Below are 18,848 nucleotides of genomic sequence, written 5' to 3'. Positions count from 1 at the left end.
AATTAGAACCTAAAAAAATGAGTATCAATGTTTTATATTTTGGCATGTTGGCAGAAATCTCGGGACAGGCAAAAGAATCTTTGTCTGGAAAAGAAAACATGACAGTTAGTGATTTGAAAGAGTTGCTGAATGAAAAATACCCGCAGATGCGCGGGAAGAAATTTAAAGTTGCGGTGAATCAGAAAATAGGTGATGATGCTACCATTATTCCTCTGTCATCAGAAATTGCACTTTTACCGCCTTTTGCCGGCGGTTGAAATAAAGGTATTAAAGGGATTTTGATCAAAAGATAAGAATTTAATAAGGTGTGATGGAGAAACTTCATAAACCCAAAAAAGTATTTGTACCGGGTGCAATCAGTCCTCAATTTATTGCGGATTCAATCGCCAAACATCAGAGTAAAGTGAATATTGGAGCGCACGCCATTTTTCTTGGACAAATCCGGGCCGACGAAAAAGCTGAAGGTTTCGTAACAGGAATTGAATATTCGGCTTATGAAGAAATGGCTGAACAAACTTTTCATGAGATCCGCGAAGATGCGTTTTCAAAATTTGACCTGATCTGTATGCATATTTATCATAGCATAGGACTTGTGCCAACGGGTGAAATCAGTCTTTTTGTTTTTGTTTCATCGGGACATCGGCGTGCAGCTTTTGAAGCGTCTGAATATATTGTTGAACAAATAAAAACGAAAGTCCCGATTTTCGGAAAAGAACTGGTGGGACCGGCCGGAGAATACATCTGGAAAGAAAATAAGTAAAATTGATATAATGGTTGATATTACGCACAAAACCAATACGTTGCGGATTGCAACAGCGCAGGCAATTGTTCAGGTCAGTAAGCCGGAAACAATTGCGGCTATTCAAAACAGGACTGTTCCAAAAGGTGATGTTTTTGAAATGGCAAAAGCTGCCGGATTGTTGGCAGTCAAAAAAACACCTGATTTATTGCCCGATTGTCACCCGATTCCTATTGAATATTCGGGTGTGGCTTACAGAATTGAAGAGCTGACGATTGTTATTGAGTTGACTGTCAAAACAATTTATAAAACAGGTGTTGAGGTAGAAGCCATGCACGGAGCGTCTGTTGTAGCGCTTACACTTTATGACATGTTAAAACCGATTGACAAAGGCGTTGAAATACGGAATATAAAATTGTTGGAGAAAAAAGGTGGGAAAAGTGATAGAAAAGCGATTCCTGAACATTTGAAAACAGCGGTAATTGTCTGCTCCGATAGCATTTCAAAAGGTATCGGAGAAGATAAATCTGGTCGGAAAATCATTGAGAAGCTGGATTTGCTCGGAATTGAAGTAAACGATTACAGCATTATTCCAGACAACAAAAATACAATTCAGGAAAAAATAAAAGGCCTTTGTGCTTTATCTTATCAGCTGATATTGATTACAGGAGGAACCGGATTGTCGCCAAGAGATGTTACACCCGAAGCTGTCAGTGAATTGATTGACAGAGAAATTCCCGGAATAGCTGAAACGGCCAGACAATACGGACAGGAAAGAATACCAACTTCCATGTTATCCAGATCGGTTGCCGGTTTGGTCGGAGAAACACTGGTTTTGACAATGCCGGGAAGCACAGGCGGCGTAACGGATTATATGGATGCACTGTTCCCGCACGTCCTCCATGTTTTTAGTGTTATGGAAGGAAATAAGCATTAATTAAAACAAGAAAATGTCTCAACCTATTTTGGATACATTTGGTCGAAAGCATACTTATCTGCGGATTTCGCTTACGGATAAGTGTAATCTGCGTTGTACCTATTGTATGCCTCAGGAGGATATGCAATTTATGCCCTCAAAATGGTTGATGCAGGCTGACGAAATTCAGACACTTGCGGGGATTTTTGTGGATTTGGGCGTTGAAAAAATAAGGTTAACCGGTGGAGAACCCTTAATAAGGAAAGACGTTGGCCAGATTATTCAAAACTTGGGTACCTTGCCAACCTCATTGACTTTAACGACAAATGCGGTTTTTGTAGATCAATTTATTGACGATTTGAAAAATGCCGGCGTACGTTCCCTGAACGTAAGTCTGGATACTTTGAATGAAACAACTTTCAAAAGTATTACAAAAAGAGATCATTTCAACAAAACGCTTGACAGTATCAAACTCCTGATTTCCGAAGGATTTGTTGTCAAAATTAATGTCGTGGTTATGAAAGGAATCAACGATACTGAGGTTAATGATTTTGTCAGGTTAACGCTGGATGAGCCGAATCTCCACGTTCGTTTTATTGAATTTATGCCTTTCAACGGAAACAAATGGGAAATGTCGAAAATCGTATCCTACAACGATTTGTTATCTGATATAAATAAACAGTTTGAATTTGAAAAACTTGAAGGTGAATTACATGATACTGCGCACAGTTTCAAGGTTCATGGCGGAAAAGGTACTTTTGGAATTATCGGGACCGTGACTCATCCTTTTTGCGCAGGTTGCAACCGGATAAGACTCACGGCTGATGGAAAACTTAAAAATTGTCTTTTTGATACAACAGAAATCGATCTTTTGACTCCGCTTCGTCGTGGAGAAGATATTCGCTCATTAATCTATTCTCATTTTCACAAAAAACATTTTGCACACGGTGGGCATATTGATTTTACTGCCAAGGAAGCAAAAGCTGATTATGAACAGAATAGGAGGATGATTGCGATTGGCGGGTGATTCATAAAAGCTTAAATTACTCAGAATCAAGCATTTTTAAAGCTAAATCTTCATCAATCATTAACTCCGGATTATTTTTATACTTTTCAATTCTGATGCTAACTACCTCCATTTGCCATTGAGGTAGTTGGTCATCTTCATGATTTATTAATTGAATAGGTGTCATTGGTAACTTTATTACTTTCTAAGTTTCTTTTCCTATCAAATGTAAACAATCAGTCTTATAAATGAATCCAGGCAGCACAAGATAAAAAGGATAATTATTGTAAGAGTAACCTGATTTTTTATCACTCTACCGTTCAACACGATTTTCTACCGTTTAACTATTTACATGCAACATCGGCGTGACTGAGGACATCATTGTTGAAAATTTAGCCATAAATCTTCAATCATGAAAAATTTCAAAACAACTTTCGTTGCCGTCATGCTCGGCTTACTGGTAAGCGGATTTGCATTCGCCGGACAAACTCAAAATGCATCAGGAAATAATTACTATCAGCCTTTTCGGGTTGGGATGTATCGTGTGAAAAATACTTTGATGATGAACGTACTAGTGGAAAAAGAGAAAGATACCCGCGTTCATATCAGGCTTTTAGATAGCAATGGAAAAATTCTCCACCAGGAATATGTAGGAAAAGGAATCGAGAAAATCGGTCAGAAATTTGATTTTTCCGAAATCAGTGACGGAAATTACAAGATTGAAATTGTGAGCGGAGAAGAGAAAATTGTAAAAAATGTTAGTCTTGCAACTACTGAAATTGCAGAAGTTGCCGGAAGGAAATTAGTAGCGCTAAACTAAATTGAAGATCGGGATACAAATCGGATAAGATTTGTATCCCGATCGTTTTATTTGCCCCAGCCATTTGCTTTAAGCCAGCCGTCCATCGCTGCCGGCCAGTTTACCAGTGATCCTTTTCCATCTGTTCTCAGCCCGAAACCATGTCCGCCTTTTGGATATAAGTGCATTTCTGCCGGAGTTTTAAATTTCTTCAAAGCCAGATAATAAGCAATGCTGTTTTCCACAGGCACCGCGCCGTCATCCATGGCATGTACTAAAAAAGCCGTTGGCGTTTTTTCGCTGACCTGCAATTCATTAGAATAATATTTTATCAATTCTTCCGATTTTTCTGATCCTAGTAAAGCATCTCGTGAACCGCCATGAGCAATTTCGGGCATGAATGAAATTACAGGATATAACAATATTGAAAAATTAGGTTTGGCGTCTTCTGAGGCCTGTTTCCCAAGATTGTAATGTGTTGATAACGTAGCCGCCAAATGTCCACCTGCCGAAAAACCCATCACTCCGATTTTGTCAGCATCAATATTCCATTTCTTAGCCGACTGGCGAATTAACTTTATTCCCTGCATGGCGTCCATTAGCGGAACTTCATGCTGATGCGTCATGGCTTTGGCATCTGGTAAACGATATTTTAGAACAAAAGCTGAAATGCCTCTTTCGTTAAACCATTTGGCAAGATCACTTCCTTCATGAGAAGCGGCAAGTATCCCGTAACCGCCACCCGGACAGATCATTACAGCAGCGCCGGTTGCTTTTTCTTTTGGAACAATAAAAGCTGTGATCGTCGGGACAGTAACGCCGCTGATCCTTAAAATTCCATTTGCATCTGTTACAGATTTTTCTTCAACCTTATTGGCTATGGAATTGGGTACTTTTCCTTCCGGCCATAAGGATATTACTTCATTTTGAGCCATTGATTGTAATGATAAGGCGGTCAGGCCGATGGCCATGACTATAGATTTCGTTTTTTTCATCGATTAATGATCTTTCGTTTAAAAGACGATTATTTTTAATCTCTACCCCAAATATCCTCCGGAGATCCTGATGAAAGTTATCTTTGATATACTTAATCGTCGATGAAGTAAAGTAATAATAATTTTGTAGGTTTAAAAAACCGGAATTTAATATACTTTGTCTGTACGGCTTCCAGTTTAATAGTTGTGCTGCGCGATTAGAGAATGAATTTTGATTTTTTTGGCATTATCCGATCCATCAATCATTAGTAAGTTTATGACTATCATACGAATCGTTAGAATGACTTTCCTCCCTGAAAAAACCAGTGAATTTCAACGTATTTTTGAACAATGCAAAAACGATATCAGGAGTATGCCGGGATGTTTGCATCTTGAACTTTGGCGCGATGTGGACGATCCCAATATTTTTGTAACACATAGTCACTGGGAATCTGTTGAAACCCTTGACAATTATAGAAGAACCGAATTTTTTGGATTGATCTGGAAAAAAACCAAGATACTTTTTGCCGATGCGCCAATGGCATTTTCGGTTGAAAAAGTATCCTGACGTTTATATTCAGTTTTTCCTTCTAACTATTTCTTTGCCGGATTGATCATGATATGGGCGCGATGTGTTCCCGGGTCCATGATCCAGGGCATTCCAGGCATATCAGGTTTTAGCGGAAGGCCGGTACTTTCAGACGTTGCAAAAGGTATATAAACCACATAACGCATATACCCATCTTTCAGCTCGCCCGTTTTTGAATCATAGTTTTCAGCTGATCCGGAAAATGAATAAAGTGTTGCGGGTTGTTTAGGCATCAGCAGCTTTTTGCTTTTGACTTCTTTTTCACGGATATCAAATATCTCTTTTTGATTTTTTCCTTCTTTGGTCAAAACCCGGCCGCGCTCCATAAAAGGTTCAAGGTCGGCGTGATAGCAGGATACGTTAATTCCATCCTTTGTCGGATCGTCGGCAATACAAACAAAATCATTCGTTCCGTTTCTTAAAACCTTAAAAGCGCCGTCAGAAGCGTAGCCATATACTTTTGCGGCAGCTTGTTTATCGCTTGGAGCAGCCAGTATCGCCGTCTTAATTTGTATGTCTTCGGGAGAAATCACAGTTTGCGCTCCTGCCTGAAATGCAGAGCAAATAATGGCAAGGCTAAAAAAAATCCTGTTCATGGTAGTAAATGATAGGTGGCTGTTTTCTTATAGTCTAAATTTAGTAATCTTTATGGATAGAAACCTAGAAAGGATTACTTTGTAAAGCTTACTCTGCAAAAAAATAACTGATTAAACCGATCACCGATGAACTTTAAGAATCCGGTAACATTATCAATTTCTGGTATGCTTGCCTTGGGAATACTGGCCGCCTCCTACATGCGGACCAATCCGAGCACTGTAAAAGGATCAGGTCTGGATAGTTTATACGAAAATTTGACGACCGAGCAAAAGCATTCTCCAAAATATGCTACCGCAGGACTAACCGTTGCCAACGGCCTGGAAGCTACGCTTTTTGCCTCAGAACCGACATTGACTAATCCTACCAATATTGATGTGGACCATTTGGGACGTGTATGGGTTTGTGAAGCGTATAATTATCGTCCCGCAATCAATGGCAATCCAACACATGCCGAAGGCGATCGGATTTTAATTTTGGAAGATACAAACGGTGATGGAAAATCGGATAAAACAACCGTTTTTTATCAGGGAAAAGAACTGAATTCTCCTTTGGGAATTTGGGTAATGGGCAATCAGGTCATTGTTTCTCAAAGCCCTTATGTCTGGTTATTTACAGATGCAGACGGAGACGGAAAAGCAGATAAAAAAGAAGTCATTTTTGAAGGTGTCGGTGGAGAGCAGCATGATCATGGTATGCACGCGTTTGTCTTTGGGCCGGATGGGAAATTATATTTCAATTTTGGAAATGAAGGCGGGCATCTGCTGGACGGAAAAGGAAATCCAGTCGTAGGTCAGGATGGAAAACCGGTGGATTTTAAGAAAAACAAACAGGGAATGGTTTTTCGCTGTGATCCGGATTTCAAAAATATTGAAGTGCTTGGAAATAATTTCCGGAACAATTACGAAGTAGCCGTGGATAGTTACGGTACCATGTGGCAGTCGGATAATGATGATGATGGAAACAAAGGTGTCCGCATTAATTATGTCATGCAATACGGAAATTATGGTTATACAGATGAAATTACCGGTGCAGGCTGGCGCGCAAACCGTACCAATATTGAAGATTCTATTCCTTTTCGCCACTGGCATTTGAATGATCCCGGCGTTATTCCAAATCTTTTGCAAACGGGAGCAGGATCGCCAACAGGAATGGTTGTGTATGAAGGACGGTTGTTACCAAAAATATTCTGGGATCAAATGATTCACTGCGACGCTGGTCCAAACGTGGTACGTTCTTATACGGCTGCAAAATCCGGCGCGGGTTATTCTGCCAAAATTGTAAATCTTCTGGAAGGAAAACGTGATCAGTGGTTCAGGCCTTCGGATGTTTGTGTGGCACCGGATGGTTCGCTTATCGTTTCCGACTGGTATGATCCGGGTGTTGGCGGACATCAGGCTGGCGATCAGAATAAAGGACGTTTGTATAGAATTGCACCGGAAAATACACCGTATAAAATTCCTTCGGCAGATTTTTCAACAGCAGCGGGAGCGGTGCAGGCATTACAAAATCCTAACCTTTCGGTACGGTATCTGGCCTGGAATGCTTTGATGAAAATGGGTGATAAATCACTTCCGGAGCTTAAAAAGCTATTTGAAAATACAAAAGAAAATCCGCGTATGCGTGCCCGTGCTTTGTGGGCTATTGCAACGATTGACAGAGTAAGTACTGAAAATCTGGAATCTGCTTTGCGTGATGCAAATCCGGATATGCGGATTATGGCAATTCGTGTGGTTCGTGAAAAAAGAAATGCAGATTTGGTAAAATATATCAAATTGTTGGCTAACGACTCTGACGTTCAGGTGCGTCGTGAATGTGCTTTGTCGCTTCATGGAACAGTATCTCCGGATGCTGCAAATCTTTGGGCTGAACTTGCACAGCAATATGACGGAAAAGATCGCTGGTATCTGGAAGCTTTGGGAATTGGTGCCGAAGGACAATGGGATGCATTTTTCAAGGCCTGGCTTTCAAAAGCGGGACCAAATCCGATTGCTACGGATGCCGGGAAAAACATTGTCTGGCGTTCTCGAAGTAAGGAATCGGTTAATTTGCTTGCTTCTCTGGCGAGTGATCCGGGTGTTGATCCGAAAAGTCGTTTGAAATATTTCCGTGCTTTTGATTTTAATCCGGGAGCGAAAGAAAAGTCGACGGCTTTATTGAAAATCATGAAAGGAAAAGCCGAAAACCAAAACGAAATCAACGAATTGGCACTTCGTCATTTGGATCCGGTTTTTGTAAAACAATCACCGGAAGCATTGGCATCTTTGAAAAAATTACTTGATGCAACATATGGAAGCGCCACTTATATGGAATTGGTTTCCCGCTATGAACTTCCCGCTGAAAATAACCGATTGCTGCAACTGGCAACGTCTAAATCACAAACAAATATTGGCCGTTCTGCCGGACAGCAACTTTTGAAGCAAGGAGGCGCGCCATTGCTTTGGACAGTTATAAAAGGAAAGGATTCTGAAAAAGCATCCGCTGCGCTGGCTTCTATTAAAGGTGTCGGAAGCAAACAATCTCTGGATATTCTGAAAACTGTTGCGCTTGATACAAAAGAGCCAATCGCAGTCCGTTCGGAAGCCGCCCGCTCATTAGGCGGTACAATGAATGGTGAAGATCTTGTTTTGGTTTTGTTAAAAGAAGGGAAAATTGCAGGCGATTTAAAAACGCCAGCTGTTCAGGGACTCAGCGGAGCATGGCGGAAATCAATTCAGATCGAGGCAGCTAAATATGTTGACGGAAATAGTGTTGCTGCCAAAAAACATCCGGATATCAAAACGCTTGTTGGTATGACCGGAAATGCCGGAAAGGGCAAGGAAATATTTTCGATGTACTGTTCTGTTTGCCATCAGGTAAATGGACAAGGAATGGACTTTGGTCCGAAACTCTCTGAAATTGGTAGTAAACTTCCAAAAGAAGCAGAGTACGCTGCCATTTTTGAACCAAGCGCCGGAATCGGTTTTGGTTACGAAGGTTTTGAAGTTCAATTTAAAGACGGATCATCAGTTACAGGAATTGTTTCAAGTAAAACCGAAACAGATTTAATCATGAAACTTCCGGGTGGTACAACCCAGGAATATAAAATGTCGCAGGTGAAATCAATGAAACAGATGAAGGATTCCATGATGCCTGCCGGTCTTCAGGATGCTATGACAACTGATGAGCTGGTTAACCTTGTGGAATATTTAAGTAGTCTGAAGAAAAAATAATTTATCGCTTTTATTTCAAATCTTTAATTGCAGCCCGTTAAAACACTTTTGTTTTGACGGGCTGTTTTTTTGGCGTTATTTTTTCAATTTAAGTAAAACTTTGTTTCGTTAATCTGAAAAAGAACTGGTAATTTTGAAGTTGTCCAATAGTCTTCTGCTCCATAGAATTAAGTTTTGAAACGAATTAATTACTTTAAGTCTGCCTTTCTGGTTGCCGCAAATCTTTGTTTTTTTAGTCTGAGTGGTATATGCCAAGTGGTTGATACACTGGCGAAAATTCATCCGGATAGTTTGTACGCAACATTTTCCGAACCTGAAAAACGATTTTCAAGAAATGCTGTCGCCGGTCTTTTAACTGCTGACGGACTTGAAACGACGCTTTTCGCTTCCGAACCATTAATTACCAATCCGATTAACATTGACGTGGATCACCGCGGACGAGTCTGGGTTTGCGAATCATATAATTATCGTCCGGCCGTCAATGGAAAATCAGAACTGAGTGTTGGTGACAGGATCGTGATTCTGGAAGATACAACCGGCGATGGAAAGGCGGATGTTACCAAAATTTTTTATCAGGGTGCAGAATTAAATTCTCCGCTGGGAATTTGGGTAATGGGCAACAAAGCCATTGTTTCCCAGAGCCCATATGTGTGGCTTTTCACTGATACGGATGGCGATGATAAAGCGGATAAAAAAGAAATTCTTTTTAAAGGAATTGGAGGTACGCAGCAAGATGCCGGCGTTCATGCTTTTGTATTTGGTCCGGATGGTAAATTTTATTTCAATTACGGAAATGCAGGAAGACAACTTGTCGATGGACAAGATCGGCCCCTTTTGGATAAATATGAAAGACCTATCGATTTTCGTCAATATCGTCAGGGAGTCGTTTTTCGGGTTGATCAGGAATTCAGAAATGTAGAAATACTGGCCGAAAATTTCCATAATGGTTTTGAAATAGCGGTCGATAGTTATGGTACGATGTGGCAATCGGATCAGGAAGAACCAGGCAATGGTGCTGACCGGGTTAGTTATGTCATGGAAAATGGGAATTTCGGTTATATAGATGAAATGAGTGGAGCCAGCTGGCGCATCAATCACACCAATCTTGAAGACGAAATTCCGCGCCGTCACTGGCATCAGAATGATCCTGGCGTAGTACCAAATTTACTCGAAACTGGCTCAGGCCTGCCCATGGGTATGGTGGTTTATGAAGGAGATTTATTGCCAAGACGTTACTGGGACCAGATCATTCTGGCAGATGCCGGACAAAATACGGTGCGAGCTTTTCCAATGCAACCTGACGGAGCCGGTTTCAAATCAACCGGAATTCTTCCACTTTTGGAAGGAAAACGAGATAAATGGTTTCGCCCGACAGATGTTTGTGTGGCGCCTGACGGCTCGCTGATTATTTCGGATTGGTATGATCCGGTAGCGGGTTCTCACAAAATGAAGGATAAAAGCCGGGGAAGGATTTTCAGGATTGCGCCTCCGGGTACTCCTTACAAAATCCCGGTTTACGATTTAACATCTCCGGTTGAAGCGGTGAAGGCTTTACAAAGTCCCAATTTATCCCAACGTTATTTAGCCTGGAATGCATGTGTTAAACTGGGTATGGCGGCAGAACCCGAGCTGGAAAATCTATTCAGATTATATAACGGAAATCCAAAATTACGCGCTCGCGCACTTTGGGTTTTGAACAAAATAGAAGGTTTTAATCATAGAAATCTGGATATTGGGTTCAGGGAATTAAATCCAAATTTACGTATTACAACGTTAAGAGCGGTGCGTCAAAGAAACAGTGATCCTACTGAATATATCAAAAGATTAACCTCTGATCTAAATCCGCAGGTTCGCCGGGAATGTGCTTTGGCTATTAATCATAACCATACGTACGAAGCGCTGGATGTCTGGCTGCAACTGGCACAGCAATATAAGGGAAATGACCGCTGGTCTGTGGAAGCATTAAGTATCGGTGCGATAGGGCAGTGGGAAAGAATTTTTCCTGCATGGCTTGCAAAGGCCGGTAAAAATCCTGGTGATACAGATTCAGGAAAAGATTTAATCTGGCTGGCAAGAACGAGACAAGCCATTCCTTATTTAACTGATCTTGCTTCGGACACTTCGGTAACGTTTAAAAGCAGATTACGTTATTTCCGTGCATTTGACTTTTTCCACGCGGGCTATGAAAAATCACAGGCACTGATGCATGTGATGGACGTAAAATCATCTGACCGGATTGAGGTCAGCAAACTGGCTCTGCTGCATTTGGATAAATCTTTCGTCACAAATTCCCAGCAAGGATTGACAGCCCTTAATAAACTACTCAATGAAACGTACGGTACAGAGGATTATATTGAGTTGGTAACCCGGTATACCCCTGAATCTGAGAATTCACGATTATTCCAAATGGCAATTGAAAAATCGGGTAGCGTTCTCGGGCGTGATGCCGGTGCTTTGCTTTTGGAAATTGCCGGTGTTTCTTTTATTACTGATAAATTATCAACCTTAAACGATTCGAAGAAATCGGCTTTACTGGCATCTCTTCAAACTGCGGGAAGTGCGGAATCTGTCTTTATTTTACGATCCACGGCTTTGGATGTAAACCAGAAAGAATCTGTTCGGGCAGATGCGGCTCGTTATCTTGGCGGAAGCTGGCCGGGGGAAGATGCGGTTGTTAAATTGTTAAAACAAAATCAGATTGACGGAGATATTAAGGAAGCCGCTTTGGAAGGTGTTAAAAATGCATTCAGGGAGGAAGTGAAAAAAGAACTGGCGCCATACTTTCCAAAGCCTGTTGAACCGGTTATTGTAGCGGAAGAAGTGGAGCAGCCGAAAAGTAAGAAGGAAAAAAGAAGAAAGAGAAATTAAGGGTTTCACGCAAAGCAAAAAAGATAAAGGCAAAGCACGCAAAGTTAAAATCTTTGCGTGCTTTGCCTTTTTTCTTACCTGCTTTGCGTGAAACCCTTAAATTAATCGGTATAAATCAGCAAAACTTTTCTTTATCACTAAAACCATAACAATATCATTAAATCATGCTCCGCAGAAACTTTGTTAAATCATCACTTGGAATAGCCGGTGCTGCGATTGCAGCGAATGAGGCTTTTGCAGCTCCAACTTCGAATATGGCAAAAAATACTTTCAAACTTAAATACGCTTCCCACTTCGGTATGTTTCAAAACAATGCCGGTAAAGATGTGATTGATCAGCTTAAATTCATGGCCGATCAGGGGTTTATGGCTTTGGAAGATAACGGTATGATGGGGCGTCCGGTTGAAGAACAGGAAAAAATAGCCAAGGAAATGACTCGTTTGGGTATGGAAATGGGTGTTTTTGTTGTGGATAAAGGTGGAAATGGAGCAAATACATTAGCATCCAACAAAAAAGAGCATATTGATATTTTCCTTGCTGGCTGTAAAAAAGCAGTGGAAACAGCAAAACGCGTGAATGCAAAATGGATGACGGTTGTACCGGGAGATTTCGACCGTAGTCTGCCAATAGGAGTACAAACCGGAAATGTTATTGATGCGCTTCGCAGAGGAGCTGAAATTTTGGAACCGAATGGCTTGGTAATGGTTTTGGAACCACTAAGCGATACGCCAAATTTGTTTCTACGTACTTCTGATCAGACTTATGAAATTTGCCGCGGCGTGAACAGCAAATCTTGTAAAATCCTGTATGATATTTACCACATGCAGAAAAATGAAGGACGTGTTATCCACAATATTGAAGCTACATGGAATGAAATTGACTATTTTCAGATAGGCGATGAACCAGGAAGAAACGAACCAACAACAGGAGAAATCAATTACAAAAATATTTTTAAATACATCTATACCCGCAGCAAAAAGGAAGGAAGAAATTTCATCCTGGGTATGGAACACGGAAATTCCCAAAAAGGAAAAGAAGGAGAAGCTGCATTAATAAAAGCTTATGTAGACAGCGATAATTTTGCAATTTGAGGTAGCTTTCAGCTAAGGAAAAAAAGAAAATGGCCGGTAGAATTATCTACTGGCCATTTTCTGTCTAAAAGCTAAAAGCTAAAAGCTAAAAGCTAAAAGCTATTAAAGAACTACAACTGAATTTTCTTCTGCATTTATTCCAGCAGAAACATATTTATCAGCTTCCCAGTCATTTGCCCAGATTTCGTTATCTAAAAGGTAACGGAATTGGTATTCTTTACCAGGAACCAAGTCAAGGCTAGCCTTGAACGAACCGTCTTTTTGTTTTTTCAATGCAACAGCTTCTTCCGGATTCCATCCATTAAACTCGCCCACAAGCGTAACTGTTTCAGATTTTTCAACGGCTTCAGCAGGTAAGGTGAACGTTACTTTTACAACGGGCTTGCTTTTCAAATACTGTTTAGTAATTGCCATAATTTGTAGTGTTTTTTAGTTGATGAGACAAATATACAATCAAAAATTATACAAATAAATGACTATCAGCATAATAAATTTTTTCTTTCTTTGAATAGTTATATGATTTTATTTAAAAAAGAGGTCTCAGTGCAATTTTTCAACGCTTTTTACTGAAATTCAAATCTGGGGATTAAAGTCATTTTAGCTCCTGGAAAGTTGTTTTAAGGTAGGATTATTCTTAGAAAATCTGCCAAAGATATAATGAAAAATGCTGCACAACGCTCTGTTGCAATGCAGCATTTCTTTGAAAAAGTCAATAAGAAAGTCTATTGGGACCATTCCGTAGGTTCACGGTCCCAACGATGTTTCTTTATTTTTTCAAGCTCGTTTTCTGATAATCTTTGTCCATCGCTGGTAGCAATATTAGATTTAACATGAGATAATTTTCTCATCCCCGGAATGGTCGTGTGAACATCCTCGTTTGCAAGAATAAATCTTAAAGCGGCTTCCGGCATAGACATATTTTCAGGTAGATCCGGACGAAGTGCTTCGGCGTGATCAACGCTGCTATTCAGATTTTCCGGAACAAAATAAGTAGAGCGCCAGTCGTCTGCCGGAAAAGTAGTTTCTTTTGTAAAATGTCCTGACAAAGTACCTTCATCCAGTGGAACACGCGAAATGACGCCAATGTCAAGTTTTTTACATAATGGAAAGAGATTATCCTCTGGTGCCTGATCAAAAATATTGTAGATTACCTGAACCGCATCGATCAAACCAGTTTCCAAAGTTTTCAATGCATTGTCCGGTTCCCAGCGGTTGACACTGATTCCCCAACGTTCAACTTTTCCCTCTTTGGTAAGTTTCTGAATCGCTTCTTTCCACTCATCTTCATGTGCCCAGGCATCTTCCCAGACATGGAATTGTAACAAGTCGATTGATTCAACACCCAGGTTTTTTAAACTTTTTTCAGCATATTCCACGATATAATCAGCCGGAAAAACATCCTTTAAAAGGAAGGAGGGTTTTGAAGGCCATTGACGGTTTTTAGGCGGAATTTTTGTTGCTGCATATAATTTTTTATCAGGATTCCGGCGGATCAGATCTCCCAGAATCATCTCACTCTTACCTTCGGCATATCCCCAGGCTGTATCAAAAAAGTTACATCCGGATGCTACGGCCAGGTCAAGAGAATCTTCAATTTCTTTAAGATCGGATCCTGTCCAGCCGGCAAGTCCCCACATTCCATAACCTATCTCGCTGATCTTCCAATCACTACGTCCAAAACGGCGGTATTGCATTTTTGTTAAAGTTTAGTTGTTTTTTCTTTAAAGGAATTTATAGTACAATTTTAATGCTATTGAAATACATTTGTTTTAATTTATTACATTTAGAAGATACTGCGTTTGTTATTAAATAAAATGTCATTTAGCGGGAGAGCATTGTTGGAGGGTACCATGAAACGATTGGTTGGCTTATTATTGATTTTGGGAATGGCAGGGTGGAATACACAAACGTTGCCCAAAGAGAATATGCTATCCTATTGCAGTTCCTTTCGGCAGATCCAGCAAGATATCCGTGACTGCGCGATAACACCGGATTCGGCGGCGCGGGCCTGGCAGGAAAATATTAGAAATATCAGGGCCACATTTCATAATGGGGATACCTGCCGGATGGGAGATTCGACATATTTCGTTTTTCCAATCAAAGGCTACACGCCCGAAAAATCGATTGGAGGCAGGGGGATGGGTTATAGATCAGACGGTTTTGACCTTTTTGATATGGACGTAAAAGGAAGTCACCCGGCGCATGACCTTTTTGTGTACGATAAAAATCAGGACAATCTGGATGACAGAACCTGGAAACCGGTTGAAGTTTTGGCATTTACTTCCGGGGTTGTTGTGGCAGTGGAAAATAACTGGAAGTATGACAGCGATTTACGCGGCGGAAACTGGATCTGGATTTATGATCCATGTCTTGACGGATTATTTTACTACGCCCATAATAACGTTTTATTCGTAGAACCTGGCCAATGGGTAAATGCCGGAGATAAAATTTCGGAAATGGGAAGAAGTGGTTTTAATGCATTTAAAAAACGCTCACCAACACATTTGCATTTGATGTTTTTGAAACTAAACAGCGACGCATTACCCTATCCGGGTGATACTTACGATTGGTTAATGAATTCAACAGTGAAAAAATAGCCTTGTGAATAAGCGGGTTGGGAAGAAGGCTTGATTAAAATTACTTGAAAAATATTTGCAATATTTTATAAATCACTCCCTTAACTATTCCTAATTTCTCGTAATTATGAACAACCGCCGGTCTTTTATCAAAAAAAGTGCTGCCCTGAGTATGGGCGCATTTGGAGTCAATAGTCTTTTTAGCGAATTGCACGCCGCTGATTTTCAGTCTGCTGAAAAATTCTGGAAAGATGATATCGGAAATAATGAAGATTACTGGGCGGTGATCCAGGAAGCATATTCAGCAAGTAAAAGTGATATTATAATCCTCAACAATGGCGGCGTTTCCCCTTCTCCGCTGGTTGTTCAGGAAGCACTGGAAAAATATAACAGACAAGCGGCACAAGGCCCTTCCTATTATATGTGGCGGATTATGGACAAAGGACGTGAGCCTTTACGTCAGCGACTGGCTGCTTTGGGCGGTTGTGATCCGGAAGAAGTTGCAATCAACAGAAATGCCACAGAAGCTCTGAACACCGTTATTTTTGGTTTGCCTTTGCAAAAAGGTGACGAAGTGATCGGGATGAAATTTGATTATCCAAACATGATGAACGCCTGGCGTCAGCGTCAGCTTCGGGATGGAATTGTTTACAAACAATTGTCATTTGAATTTCCGATTGAAAATGACGCGATGATTGTCAAGGCCTATGAAGATGCCATTACGCCTAACACAAAAATTATCCATCTTACGCATGTGGTTAACTGGGTTGGACAGATTATGCCGGTTAAGAAAATTTGTCAGATGGCGCATAAAAAAGGTGTTGAGGTAATTGTGGATGGTGCGCATTCTTTTGGATTACTTGATTTCAAAATTGCTGATCTTGAATGTGATTATTTTGGTACGAGTCTGCACAAGTTTTTGAGTGCTCCGGTTGGTAGTGGGATGATGTGGGTGAAAAAAGATAAAATCGCCAAAATCTGGCCTCTGGTTTGTAATCACGAACCAACAAGTGCTGATATCCGCAAGTTTGAAACGTTAGGAACAAGAAGTTTCTGTATCGAACAGGCCATAGGTGAAGCGATTAATTTCCAGGAAGCGATTGGAACAAAACGGAAGCAGGAACGTATCCATTATCTCAAAAAATATTGGGCTGAAAAAGCGCAGCAGATTCCTGGTGTAAAAATCCATACTTCCTTAAAACCGGAATATTCCTGTGCCATTGCCGGTGTCAGTGTTGACGGAATTAAACCGGGTGAATTGGAAAGTAAATTGTTTACGGATTTCAAAATCCACACAACGCCAATTAGTTATGAGTATGTGAACTGTGTAAGGGTAACACCGCATGTTTATACTAAAATAAGTGATTTGGATAAATTGGTTGGGGCTTTGGAGAAGATTTCGAAGAAGGCTTAGATATAATAATTAGACAATTTTAAAATCCTTTGAAGGCATTTCATCTGCTTTTCAAAGGATTTTGATTTTAAAGTCGTTCGGGTTAAAACCATTTATCAAATTAAATCGTCGTTAAAACAACCCAAAACATTTATTGCAGCTTATATTCAACCGTTTGACAAAATTGCTTTCGCTACTGTGTTCTAAACAGCTACATTTGGTTTATTCTTTAACCGGGAAAAATTTGTTAATAATATGACCAAACTACGCAAAGGTTCTTTCATCAAAAGAGCCAAAGATATAACACTGAGCAGCGCATTAACCCTGGCGATTTTGTCGGGGACATCTATGATGAGCAGCTGTTCGTCGAACGACGATGAATCCGATTACAGCTATGAGGAAACGACTTATTCAAAAGGAATCCGTTCGCATATTAAAGAAGTGAAACCTGGCGAATTTAAAATTACAGACGAGGAAAGTGTTGCTGCGGATAAATCCCTGGCTATCGTTACTTATCTGGACGGACATACTGATTCTTTAAGTACTACTGCCGCCAAGGCTTTGATTGATAAAGATATACGAAACAATCAGTCGTACGTAGGCCATCACAGCGGACTTTCCAGTATGCTTTTATATGGTGGAATTGGCTACATGCTCGGAAGAAATAATAGTAATGGTTATATGAATACATACCGGGACCAGAATAATTCCAGAGGAAGTGTTTATAGCAATCCGGGCGTTTTTAATAAATCGCAAAGTGCGGTTAATGATGTTAGTGCTTCACGTTCTACACGAGTTGTAACGACGCGCCCGTCGGGTGGAAGAAGCGGATTTTTTGGCCGTTCATCTGGAAGAAGCGGAGGTTGATTTCATTTTTTGAAAAAAATCTGAAAATCTAAACCTTGAAATAATATGATAAAATTAAAATCACTCCCGCAAACTCCTGAAAGTGCACTTCAAAAATTAGGCTGGAACTGGATGCTGGGTACGGATACAACGCCTTATCTGGTAAAAGATGTTGTTGTGATTGATGAAGAAACAGCAACCCGATATTACGAAGCCGCTGCAACACTTTATGATATGTTTGTTGAAGCGGGTCAGTATGTTATTGATAACCAGCTTTTTGATGAAATGGGTATTTCTCCAAATCTGGTTGAATTAGTGAAACTTTCGTGGGAGGAAGACCGGAACGTACATCTTTACGGACGTTTTGATCTCGCTGGCGGTTTTGATGGACAGCCGGTAAAACTGATCGAATTCAATGCTGATACTGCAACTTGTCTGCCGGAAAGTGCGGTGGTACAATGGGCGCATTTGCGGACAAATAGTGAGGATGATTCACATCAATTTAACACTTTATATGAAACGCTGGTAAAACAGTTTCAATACATAAAACTCGTCAATTCTGATCTGACTGCTTCTATCCTTTTCTCCACCATGCATGGTTTTCCGGAAGACGATACGAATGTTAATATTTTATCGGAAGCGGCCAAGGAGGCAGGTTTTGATGTAGATTTTGCTTATATCGAAGAGGTTGAATTTTCCAAAGAAGGGATTTTTAAACAGGACAGTTCGGGATCCGGAAATTTCGTTCGTTTTGATTTTTGGTTCAAGCTGATTCCCTGGGAATTTATAGGTGGAGACGAACCCGAACTAACGGTTTTATTGACTGAAATTGCTAAAAATCGTCTGGCTGTTATTCTCAATCCGGCTTACACATTGCTGTTTCAGTCAAAATATATTCTTAAAATTTTGTGGGATCTATTCCCTTACCATCCGCTTTTGCTGCAAACGGAACGTTATGTTATTCCACATAAAAAATCGGTTAGCAAGGTTTTATTTGGAAGAGAAGGCGCCAATGTATCAATCATTGAAAGGGGAGGAGAAGTGCTTGAAAAAGTGGAGGGTGATTATGAAGGACAAAAAAGAATTTATCAGGAATACGTAGAATTCCCGAAAGACGAGGAAGGTTTTTCTTATCAGGCAGGTGTGTTTTATGTCGGCGAACCTTGTGCATTAGGTTTTAGACGTGGTGGAAAAATTTTGGATAATACAGCTCAATTTGTAGGCCACATTGTTGAATAACCGGTT

The 18,848-nt window shown here is 40.5% G+C and carries 18 protein-coding genes; 13 read left to right on the top strand and 5 right to left on the bottom strand.

All coding sequences use genetic code 11. The features are described 5' to 3' along the window. Positions 1-17: 17 nt before the first annotated feature. Genes FDK13_RS05210 through moaA form a run of 4 tightly spaced genes read left to right on the top strand, consistent with a single transcriptional unit; the run spans position 18 to position 2,682 of the window. A complete protein-coding gene (locus tag FDK13_RS05210; RefSeq protein WP_137338932.1) occupies positions 18-257 on the top strand; it encodes a MoaD/ThiS family protein in 240 nt (79 codons plus the stop codon). Positions 258-310: 53 nt separating this feature from the next. Next, entirely contained in the window at positions 311-760 is a 450-nt protein-coding gene (locus tag FDK13_RS05205; RefSeq protein ID WP_137338931.1) for a molybdenum cofactor biosynthesis protein MoaE, read from the top strand. A gap of 10 nt (positions 761-770) precedes the next feature. Continuing rightward, the gene (gene moaCB / locus FDK13_RS05200; RefSeq protein ID WP_137338930.1) at positions 771-1,676 is read left to right on the top strand and encodes a bifunctional molybdenum cofactor biosynthesis protein MoaC/MoaB; all 906 of its coding nucleotides are present in this window, start codon (positions 771-773) and stop codon (positions 1,674-1,676) included. A 13-nt stretch (positions 1,677-1,689) separates the two neighbouring features. Beyond that, on the top strand, positions 1,690-2,682 hold the full coding sequence (moaA, locus tag FDK13_RS05195) for a GTP 3',8-cyclase MoaA (protein WP_137338929.1): 993 nt from the start codon (positions 1,690-1,692) through the stop codon (positions 2,680-2,682). Positions 2,683-2,698: 16 nt separating this feature from the next. Here the strand turns inward: moaA and FDK13_RS35300 are convergent, their stop codons facing one another. Next, on the bottom strand, positions 2,699-2,848 hold the full coding sequence (locus tag FDK13_RS35300; RefSeq protein ID WP_170982711.1) for a hypothetical protein: 150 nt from the start codon (positions 2,846-2,848) through the stop codon (positions 2,699-2,701). A 225-nt stretch (positions 2,849-3,073) separates the two neighbouring features. Between FDK13_RS35300 and FDK13_RS05190 the strand changes: the two genes are divergently transcribed. Further along, a complete protein-coding gene (locus tag FDK13_RS05190) occupies positions 3,074-3,481 on the top strand; it encodes a T9SS type A sorting domain-containing protein (RefSeq protein ID WP_137338928.1) in 408 nt (135 codons plus the stop codon). A 47-nt stretch (positions 3,482-3,528) separates the two neighbouring features. On the opposite strand, the gene FDK13_RS05185 is transcribed toward FDK13_RS05190, so the two are convergent. Further along, positions 3,529-4,455, bottom strand: a complete 927-nt coding sequence (locus FDK13_RS05185) for an alpha/beta hydrolase (RefSeq protein ID WP_137338927.1) — start codon at positions 4,453-4,455, stop codon at positions 3,529-3,531. 256 nt (positions 4,456-4,711) lie between these two features. Here FDK13_RS05185 and FDK13_RS05180 point away from each other — a divergent pair, with 256 nt between their 5' ends. Next, entirely contained in the window at positions 4,712-5,002 is a 291-nt protein-coding gene (locus tag FDK13_RS05180; RefSeq protein WP_137338926.1) for a putative quinol monooxygenase, read from the top strand. Between the two features lie 26 nt (positions 5,003-5,028). Here the strand turns inward: FDK13_RS05180 and FDK13_RS05175 are convergent, their stop codons facing one another. After that, a complete protein-coding gene (locus FDK13_RS05175; RefSeq protein WP_137338925.1) occupies positions 5,029-5,619 on the bottom strand; it encodes a hypothetical protein in 591 nt (196 codons plus the stop codon). A gap of 126 nt (positions 5,620-5,745) precedes the next feature. Between FDK13_RS05175 and FDK13_RS05170 the strand changes: the two genes are divergently transcribed. The 3 genes from FDK13_RS05170 to FDK13_RS05160 all read left to right on the top strand — a co-directional run bounded on the left by FDK13_RS05170 (position 5,746) and on the right by FDK13_RS05160 (position 12,788). Then, positions 5,746-8,829, top strand: a complete 3,084-nt coding sequence (locus FDK13_RS05170; protein WP_137338924.1) for a PVC-type heme-binding CxxCH protein — start codon at positions 5,746-5,748, stop codon at positions 8,827-8,829. A gap of 174 nt (positions 8,830-9,003) precedes the next feature. After that, positions 9,004-11,697, top strand: coding sequence for a PVC-type heme-binding CxxCH protein (locus FDK13_RS05165; RefSeq protein WP_229215910.1), 2,694 nt, complete (start codon positions 9,004-9,006; stop codon positions 11,695-11,697). 164 nt (positions 11,698-11,861) lie between these two features. Beyond that, positions 11,862-12,788, top strand: a complete 927-nt coding sequence (locus FDK13_RS05160) for a hydroxypyruvate isomerase family protein (protein WP_137338923.1) — start codon at positions 11,862-11,864, stop codon at positions 12,786-12,788. A gap of 102 nt (positions 12,789-12,890) precedes the next feature. Here FDK13_RS05160 and FDK13_RS05155 read toward each other — a convergent pair whose 3' ends face one another. Beyond that, positions 12,891-13,202, bottom strand: coding sequence for an isoamylase early set domain-containing protein (locus tag FDK13_RS05155; RefSeq protein ID WP_137338922.1), 312 nt, complete (start codon positions 13,200-13,202; stop codon positions 12,891-12,893). A gap of 308 nt (positions 13,203-13,510) precedes the next feature. Beyond that, positions 13,511-14,482 carry an aldo/keto reductase gene (locus FDK13_RS05150; RefSeq protein WP_137338921.1) on the bottom strand — a complete coding sequence of 324 codons (972 nt, stop codon included), beginning with the start codon at positions 14,480-14,482 and terminating at the stop codon, positions 13,511-13,513. Between the two features lie 120 nt (positions 14,483-14,602). Here FDK13_RS05150 and FDK13_RS05145 point away from each other — a divergent pair, with 120 nt between their 5' ends. The 4 genes from FDK13_RS05145 to FDK13_RS05130 all read left to right on the top strand — a co-directional run bounded on the left by FDK13_RS05145 (position 14,603) and on the right by FDK13_RS05130 (position 18,842). After that, positions 14,603-15,385 carry a M23 family metallopeptidase gene (locus tag FDK13_RS05145; RefSeq protein WP_229215909.1) on the top strand — a complete coding sequence of 261 codons (783 nt, stop codon included), beginning with the start codon at positions 14,603-14,605 and terminating at the stop codon, positions 15,383-15,385. Between the two features lie 106 nt (positions 15,386-15,491). Next, on the top strand, positions 15,492-16,778 hold the full coding sequence (locus FDK13_RS05140; RefSeq protein ID WP_137338920.1) for an aminotransferase class V-fold PLP-dependent enzyme: 1,287 nt from the start codon (positions 15,492-15,494) through the stop codon (positions 16,776-16,778). 234 nt (positions 16,779-17,012) lie between these two features. Next, on the top strand, positions 17,013-17,624 hold the full coding sequence (locus FDK13_RS05135; RefSeq protein ID WP_137338919.1) for a Cj0371 family chemotaxis-regulating polar lipoprotein: 612 nt from the start codon (positions 17,013-17,015) through the stop codon (positions 17,622-17,624). A 45-nt stretch (positions 17,625-17,669) separates the two neighbouring features. Then, positions 17,670-18,842: a glutathionylspermidine synthase family protein gene (locus FDK13_RS05130; RefSeq protein WP_137338918.1), complete on the top strand. Its 1,173-nt coding sequence runs from the start codon at positions 17,670-17,672 to the stop codon at positions 18,840-18,842. Positions 18,843-18,848: the final 6 nt, after the last annotated feature.

The organism is Dyadobacter frigoris (genome assembly GCF_005280585.1).
Taxonomy (GTDB): domain Bacteria; phylum Bacteroidota; class Bacteroidia; order Cytophagales; family Spirosomataceae; genus Dyadobacter; species Dyadobacter frigoris.
The sequence above is the reverse complement of the archived record's forward strand: the minus strand, read 5'-3'. Positions and strand labels throughout refer to the sequence as shown.